General features: G+C 64.5%; 7 protein-coding genes. All 7 read left to right on the top strand.

Going from position 1 to position 6,655, the window contains the following annotated elements; all coding sequences use genetic code 11:
- Nucleotides 1-554 precede the first annotated feature (554 nt).
- The 7 genes from EYB42_RS15680 (at nt 555) to EYB42_RS15645 (ending at nt 6,655) form a co-directional block, all read left to right on the top strand.
- Nucleotides 555-932, top strand: a complete 378-nt coding sequence (locus EYB42_RS15680; RefSeq protein WP_128513658.1) for an ArsR/SmtB family transcription factor — start codon at nt 555-557, stop codon at nt 930-932.
- A complete protein-coding gene (gene arsD / locus EYB42_RS15675; RefSeq protein WP_128513657.1) occupies nt 929-1,582 on the top strand; it encodes an arsenite efflux transporter metallochaperone ArsD in 654 nt (217 codons plus the stop codon). Before EYB42_RS15680 ends, arsD begins: the two co-directional genes overlap by 4 nt.
- A gap of 93 nt (nt 1,583-1,675) precedes the next feature.
- Nucleotides 1,676-3,427, top strand: a complete 1,752-nt coding sequence (gene arsA / locus EYB42_RS15670) for an arsenical pump-driving ATPase (protein ID WP_128513656.1) — start codon at nt 1,676-1,678, stop codon at nt 3,425-3,427.
- Nucleotides 3,428-3,449: 22 nt separating this feature from the next.
- Nucleotides 3,450-4,526: an ACR3 family arsenite efflux transporter gene (gene arsB / locus EYB42_RS15665; protein ID WP_128513655.1), complete on the top strand. Its 1,077-nt coding sequence runs from the start codon at nt 3,450-3,452 to the stop codon at nt 4,524-4,526.
- Nucleotides 4,526-5,389 carry a universal stress protein gene (locus EYB42_RS15660; protein ID WP_128513654.1) on the top strand — a complete coding sequence of 288 codons (864 nt, stop codon included), beginning with the start codon at nt 4,526-4,528 and terminating at the stop codon, nt 5,387-5,389. The genes arsB and EYB42_RS15660 overlap by 1 nt, the downstream gene beginning before the upstream one ends.
- 4 nt (nt 5,390-5,393) lie before the next feature.
- On the top strand, nt 5,394-6,239 hold the full coding sequence (locus tag EYB42_RS17510; protein WP_202910014.1) for an arsenate reductase/protein-tyrosine-phosphatase family protein: 846 nt from the start codon (nt 5,394-5,396) through the stop codon (nt 6,237-6,239).
- A gap of 11 nt (nt 6,240-6,250) precedes the next feature.
- Nucleotides 6,251-6,655, top strand: coding sequence for an OsmC family protein (locus tag EYB42_RS15645; RefSeq protein ID WP_128513653.1), 405 nt, complete (start codon nt 6,251-6,253; stop codon nt 6,653-6,655).

Below are 6,655 nucleotides of genomic sequence, written 5' to 3'. Positions count from 1 at the left end.
AGCCGCAGCGACCCGCAAAAAGAAGGAAGACAGCCATGCCTTGACCCCAGCCTGAGCCGAAATCCATAATCAGAGGTGGCTCACTTCTCGATGGAAAACCCGGCTCAGTTCTGGGTGGAAATCAACATCATGACATCAATGGGTTGCAGGAACTTCACCAACTGTCGGCGAGTCAACAGGTTCAGAGAATTCCGGGCCGGAGAGAGCAAATTATCCCGTTGGGGCGCGGAGCGGTCAACAGCCCACCCCACATAACCCTCGAACACAACGGGAAAATTGTTACCCACGCCTGCGCAGAGAAATCTGTTCGGCAGGCAAGTGGCGGAGGGGATGGGCCTGATATCCAACCTTCTCCACTTCTAAGTAATTGATTCTATTATGTCTCAATCTGGCGCCGTCGTTTTCGGAAGCCCGACGTCCCACGCCGTCAACGGCTTCGAGCCTGCCCGACTTCGCATCAGTCGCACTATTGATCGGTGATTGACGATAGGCTCTTGTATCGTGGATCGCCGATCCATATGTATCGGATATAGCCGATACAAGGAAGCTGTGACATGTTGGATCGAAACACCGTAGCGCTGTCGCCTTCGATCGAGGCGGAACAGATCGCTGCGATCGCCAAGGCGCTCGCGCATCCGGCCCGGGTCAGGATCGTCACCTTTCTGCTCTCGAAGCCTGGCTGCATCGGCGGGGATATCGTGGATCAAGTCGGACTGGCCCAATCGACGGTCTCCGAACACCTGCGGGTCCTTAAGGATGCAGGGCTCGTGACGGGCACCATTGACTATCCCCGAGTTTGCTACGCGCTCGACCCGGCGGCGCTCGCCCCGATCCGCGATCTGATCGAAGCCATTGCCGCACGCCCGGCCGAAGGCGAGGCGCCCTGCTGTTTCACCCCGCAAGGATGCGTTTCCAAGGAGATGTGCAAATGACCACCATCACAGTCTACGACCCCGCCATGTGCTGCTCGACCGGCATCTGCGGCACCGATGTTGACCAGAAACTCGTCGATCTGGCCGCCGATCTGGACTGGCTTAAAGCGCAAGGCGTGCGCGTTCAGCGTTTCGGGCTGAGCCGCGAACCGGCCGAGTTCGCCGCCAACGACACGATCCGCCAGATCATGCAGGACAGCGAAGGCGACGATCTGCCGGTCTTCATGATCAACGGCGCGCTAAAGGCCAAGGCGCACTATCCGAGCCGCGCGGAACTGGCCGACTGGACGGGCATCAACGCACCGAAGCTCGAGATCACCGAGCAGGTGCGCGAGCTGATCGCGCTCGGGGCGGCAATTGGAGCAAGCTGCGAGCCCTGCCTGAAGTATCACACGAAAAAGGCGCGGGAAGTCGGGCTGAGCGAGGCGCAGATGCGCGAGGCCATCGCCGTGGGGCGCATGGTGAAGGAAGCCTCGGCAAAAAACATTCATACCTTGGCCGAAAAGCTGATCCCCGAGCCTGAAGTCGAGACCCCGAAGGCATCAACCTGCTGCGGTCCGGCCAAGGCGGCACCCGCTGCGGCGACGGGCTGCTGCGGCGGCAGTTCCAAGGCCGAACCGGCCATGGAAAAGGCTGCAAGCTGCTGCTGACGCGGCGCCAACGTCTGACCTGAAGCAATTTACGCCGGCAAAGCCCGTGCGACAGATGACGACCGCTCGTTCGGGGCGGCGAAAGGAGAAGTCATGTTCAACAATCTGCCCAAATTCGTCTTTCTCACCGGCAAGGGCGGCGTGGGCAAGACCTCGCTGGCCTGCGCCACGGCGGTGGGCCTAGCCGATGCGGGGGAGCGGGTTCTGTTGGTCTCGACCGATCCGGCCTCGAATGTCGGGCAGGTGTTCGGGATCGAGATCGGCAACCATGTCACCCCGGTTGCCGCCGTGCCTGGGCTCGACGCGCTGGAAATCGACCCCGAGGCGGCAGCGGCCGAGTATCGCGACCGCATCGTCGGGCCGATGCGCGGGGTGCTGCCCGAAAAGGCGCTGAAGGGCATCGAGGAGCAGCTTTCGGGCGCCTGCACGACCGAGATCGCCGCCTTCGACGAGTTCACGGCACTTCTGACCGACGATGCCGTGACCAGTGCCTACGATCACATCATCTTCGACACGGCCCCGACCGGCCACACGATCCGGATGCTGAAACTGCCCGGCGCCTGGAGCGGGTTTCTGGAAACCGGGGGCGATGCGTCCTGTCTCGGTCCCCTTGCTGGGCTGGAGAAGCAACGCGCGCGCTATGCGGCGGCCGTGGACAGCCTGTCCGATGCGGCCCGCACGCGGCTGATCCTCGTCGCACGTCCGCGCGTCAGTTCGCTGGCGGAGGCCGCGCGCACCAGTGGGGAGCTGGCGGATATCGGCATCGGCAACCAGCATCTGGCGATCAACGGGCTGATGCCGGACAAGGACATGGGCGATGCGCTCGCCGCCAGCCTGATCGCGCGCGACCAAGCGGCGCTGGATGGCATGGACACGCACCTGGCAGCCCTGCCGCAAAGCCGCTTCGCGCTGCGGCCCGAGAACCTTGTAGGTCTCGACGCGCTGCGCCGGATGAATGCACCGGTCGAACTCGGAAAGGCCGCGCCGCGCGTCACCGACACCGATCTCCCGCCGCTCTCAGCGTTGGTCGACGGGATCGAAGCCGGGGGCCGCGGACTTGTGATGACCATGGGCAAGGGCGGCGTCGGCAAGACCACCATCGCTGCCGCCGTGGCCGTCGAACTCGCCGCGCGCGGGCATGAGGTGCTGCTGACCACCACCGACCCCGCCGCGCATCTGACCGAGACGCTGGCCGGAGACGTGCCGCACCTGACCGTCAGCCGCATCGACCCCGCCCTCGAGACGCAGACCTACCGCGACCACATCCTGGCGTCCAAGGGCGCGAGCCTCGATGCACAGGGCCGCGCGATGCTGGAAGAGGACCTGCGCTCGCCGTGCACCGAGGAAATCGCCGTGTTTCAGGCGTTCTCACGGGTGATCCGCGAGGCGGGGCGCAAGTTCGTGGTGATGGATACCGCGCCAACCGGCCACACGCTGTTGCTGCTGGATGCGACAGGATCCTACCACCGTGATGTGCTGCGGCACGCGGGGGAGCAGGCCAGCCACATGACGACGCCGATGATGCGGCTGCAGAACCCGGAGATGACCAAGATCCTGATCGTGACCCTGCCCGAGACGACGCCGGTTCTGGAAGCCGCCCGGCTTCAGGAGGATCTGAAACGCGCCGGGATCACGCCCTACGGCTGGGTCATCAACGCAAGTCTCGCCGCCACGGCGACCACGCATCCGGTCCTCGCGGCCCGCGCGGCCACGGAAGCGCCTGAGATCGCCAAAGTGCGCGGTGGGCTTGCCGCACTTCATGCCGTGGTGCCGATGCTGCCCGAAGACCCGGTTGGCGCGGACCGCCTGCGCGCGCTGGTCGGCCGCACACCCGCCATAGCCTGAACCCTAGAGGACGACGTCGCCCATGTCTGCATTTGAACGCTATCTTTCGATCTGGGTCGCACTGGCGATCATCGCCGGTCTTGCCCTCGGTCAGATCGCTCCGGGGCTGGTAAACTTCCTTGCGTCGCTGGAATACGGCTCGGTCAACTTCGTCGTCGCCGCGCTGATCTGGGCGATGGTCTATCCGATGATGGTGGCGGTGGATTTCCGGGCGCTTGCGCGGGTCCATGAACGGCCGAAGGGTCTGATCATCACGCTGGCGGTGAACTGGCTGATCAAGCCCTTCACCATGGCAGCACTCGGCGTGCTGTTTTTCGACTGGATCTTCGCCCCCTTCATCGAGCCCGGCACATCGGGCCAGTATATCGCGGGTCTGATCCTGCTGGGTGCCGCGCCCTGTACAGCGATGGTCTTTGTCTGGTCGCAACTGACCAAGGGCGATCCAAACTATACGCTGGCGCAGGTGTCGCTGAACGACGCGATCATGGTCTTCGCCTATGCGCCGATCGTGGCCTTGCTGCTGGGCGTCACCGATATCACGGTGCCCTGGGCGACGCTGATCCTGTCGGTTGGCCTCTACATCGTGATCCCGCTGGCGGCTGGCATCGTGACGCGGATGCTGATGACGCGCGGCGCCGCGGATCCGGCTGCTGCCGAGGCCGCCGTCGGCGCGTTCACAGCCAAGGTGAAGCCGTTCTCGGTTGTGGGCCTGCTGGCGACGGTCGTTCTGCTGTTCGGCTTTCAGGGCGCGGTGATCCTGTCGCAGCCACTGGTCATCGTGATGATCGCGATCCCACTGCTGATCCAGTCATACGGCATCTTCGCCATTGCCTACTGGGCCGCGAAAGCATGGCGCGTACCCCATAACGTCGCGGCCCCCTGCGCGATGATCGGGACGTCGAATTTCTTTGAACTCGCCGTGGCGGTGGCCATCGGCCTGTTCGGCCTCAACTCCATCGCCGCCCTTGTCACAGTGGTGGGCGTGCTGGTCGAAGTGCCGGTGATGCTGTCGCTGGTCTGGTTTGCCAACCGCACCCGACACTGGTTCCCGGCCGAGGAAACCCCCATCCGCACGCCCAGAACAAAGGAGCAAAACTGATGTTTCGCACAGCTCTGATTTCTCTCGATTACTCCGCCGCCCAAGGCCCTCTGCTCGACTGCCTGGCGGACTTGCGCGAGATGGGCATCGCCCGTGTGATCCTGACCCATGTCGTGAAAGTCGGCTACGGCCAGGGGGCTTCCTACGGGAACAAGGATGCGCTGGAGGATTGGCTGCGGGATCGGGCCGCGCCGATGCGCGAGGCAGGACTCGAGGTCGATGTCGACATACGCGCCGCAGGTGAAGTGGCGAAGGACATCCTCTCCGCAGCCAGTGAGCATGGCGCCGACCTGATCGTGATCGGATCGCGCGGGCAGAACATGATCCGCGGCCTGTTCCTCGGCTCTGTCGCGCGCGAGGTGATCCGGCTCAGCACCCTCCCGGTGCGGTTGGAATGGATCGAGGCCACGGGCACGGATGGCGATGCGGCCTGCGAGCGCACCTGTCATGGGGGCTTGCGGCGGTTTCTGCTGGCAACGGATTTCTCGCCACAAGCCCATGCCGCCGAAGCCGTGGCTGCCAGGCTCGCCCCTCATGCGGGCGTCGTCGAACTGGTCCATGTCGTCAGTTCTGACGAGCAGGCCCGCTACCCGCGCTGGCCGGTGATGGCGCGTGCCGCACTCGACGACATCGCCCATGAGGTCGCCGCCGCCGGTGGCAAGTCCGAGGTCCAGTTGGCGACGGGCAAACCGTTCGAGGAAATCGCCCGCGCAGCCGCCGCTCGCGATGCCGATCTCATCGTCGTCGGCAAGCACGGCCAAGGCTGGGTGGACAGCATCACCATCGGCTCCACGGCAGCCAATCTTTGCGAGATCGCCCGCCGCCCTGTGCTGATGGTGCCGCTTCAGAACAACGAGGTCTGACCCCATGCGTATCCTGTTTCTCTGCGTCGCCAATTCTGCCCGCAGCCAGATGGCCGAGGGGCTGGCCCGCGCATTGCTGCCTGCGTCCGTGGAGGTCGCCAGCGCGGGCTCAAACCCCGGGCGAGTGAACCCGCTGGCAGTGGAGGCTCTCTCCGAGGCGGGCATCGACATTTCGGGTCACCGGTCAAAGCCGCTCGAGGAGGTGTCGCCAGAAACGGCAGACCTGATCGTCACGCTCTGCGCCGAAGAGGTCTGCCCCTTCGTCCCCGGCCCGGTCAGGCGGCTGCACTGGCCCATCACCGACCCCTCGGCAGCAGGCGACATCGCTGCGTTTCGCACCGCACGCGATCAGATCAAGGCGAGGATCGAGGTTCTGGCGGGACTGATCGATGTGCCTGAAGGACCGACCGGGACCGAGTTTCACGCCAGCCTTCGAGTGCGCGATCTCGGTGCCAGCACACGGTTCTACGCTTGGCTCCTGAACACCTGGCCCAAGGAATGGACGCACCGCTATGCGACCTTCATCCGCCCCGACCTGAACCTCAACTTCGTGATCATGGTCGCCGACGGCGAGGATCTGCATCACGACACGCTCTATCACCTCGGGATCGCGCTGCCCGACCGCGCGGCGGTGATCGACGCCTATCACCGCGCTGTCGCCGTGGGCGGGCATGTCGAAAAGCCTCCGCGGACGACCTGGAAGGGCACGCCGCTGCACGAGTTGTGGCTGACCGACCCTGACGGCACGCTGGTCGAGGTCTATGCCCGACTGACGGCAGAGGAACTGGCGGCGATGCCCGAGGGTCAGGCGCCGGAATTCCTGGTTCCCGGCACCGAGACTTCGGCCTGAAAGGACGGATCATGCTGGAATACCACGTCTCTGCCCGCCGCATCGACAGTCACGGCTCCGAGGCCACCACGAAGGAGGCGCGGATCGTCCTTGATACCGACATGGCGGGCCGAGCCGATGCATTCAATCCGGCCGAGATGTTGCTGGCCAGCCTTGCCGCCTGCATCCTGAAAAGCGCTGAACGGGTCACCCCGGTGCTGATCTTCGATCTGCGCGGCATCGAGGTCAGCCTGCATGGCATACGGCAGGACAGCCCGCCAAAGATGGTCCGCATAACCTACGACATCGTCGTGGACACCGACGAATCCGATGCGCGGCTCGACCTGCTGCACCGCAACCTTCAGAAATATGGCACGATCTTCAACACATTGGCGGGTGCGACGGAGCTTTCCGGCACGATCCGGCGGAAAGGCTGA

The sequence above is a fragment of the Tabrizicola caldifontis genome, assembly GCF_004762095.1.
GTDB classification, from domain to species: Bacteria; Pseudomonadota; Alphaproteobacteria; order Rhodobacterales; family Rhodobacteraceae; genus Tabrizicola; species Tabrizicola caldifontis.
The sequence above is the reverse complement of the archived record's forward strand: the minus strand, read 5'-3'. Positions and strand labels throughout refer to the sequence as shown.

Excerpts from the sequence above, each read along its gene's own strand:
- EYB42_RS15645 (WP_128513653.1), top strand. The coding sequence starts at position 6,251 with ATGCTGGAATACCACGTCTCTGCCCGCCGCATCGACAGTCACGGCTCC.
- EYB42_RS17510 (WP_202910014.1), top strand. The coding sequence starts at position 5,394 with ATGCGTATCCTGTTTCTCTGCGTCGCCAATTCTGCCCGCAGCCAGATG.
- arsA (WP_128513656.1), top strand. The coding sequence starts at position 1,676 with ATGTTCAACAATCTGCCCAAATTCGTCTTTCTCACCGGCAAGGGCGGC.
- arsD (WP_128513657.1), top strand. The coding sequence starts at position 929 with ATGACCACCATCACAGTCTACGACCCCGCCATGTGCTGCTCGACCGGC.
- arsB (WP_128513655.1), top strand. The coding sequence starts at position 3,450 with ATGTCTGCATTTGAACGCTATCTTTCGATCTGGGTCGCACTGGCGATC.
- EYB42_RS15660 (WP_128513654.1), top strand. The coding sequence starts at position 4,526 with ATGTTTCGCACAGCTCTGATTTCTCTCGATTACTCCGCCGCCCAAGGC.
- EYB42_RS15680 (WP_128513658.1), top strand. The coding sequence starts at position 555 with ATGTTGGATCGAAACACCGTAGCGCTGTCGCCTTCGATCGAGGCGGAA.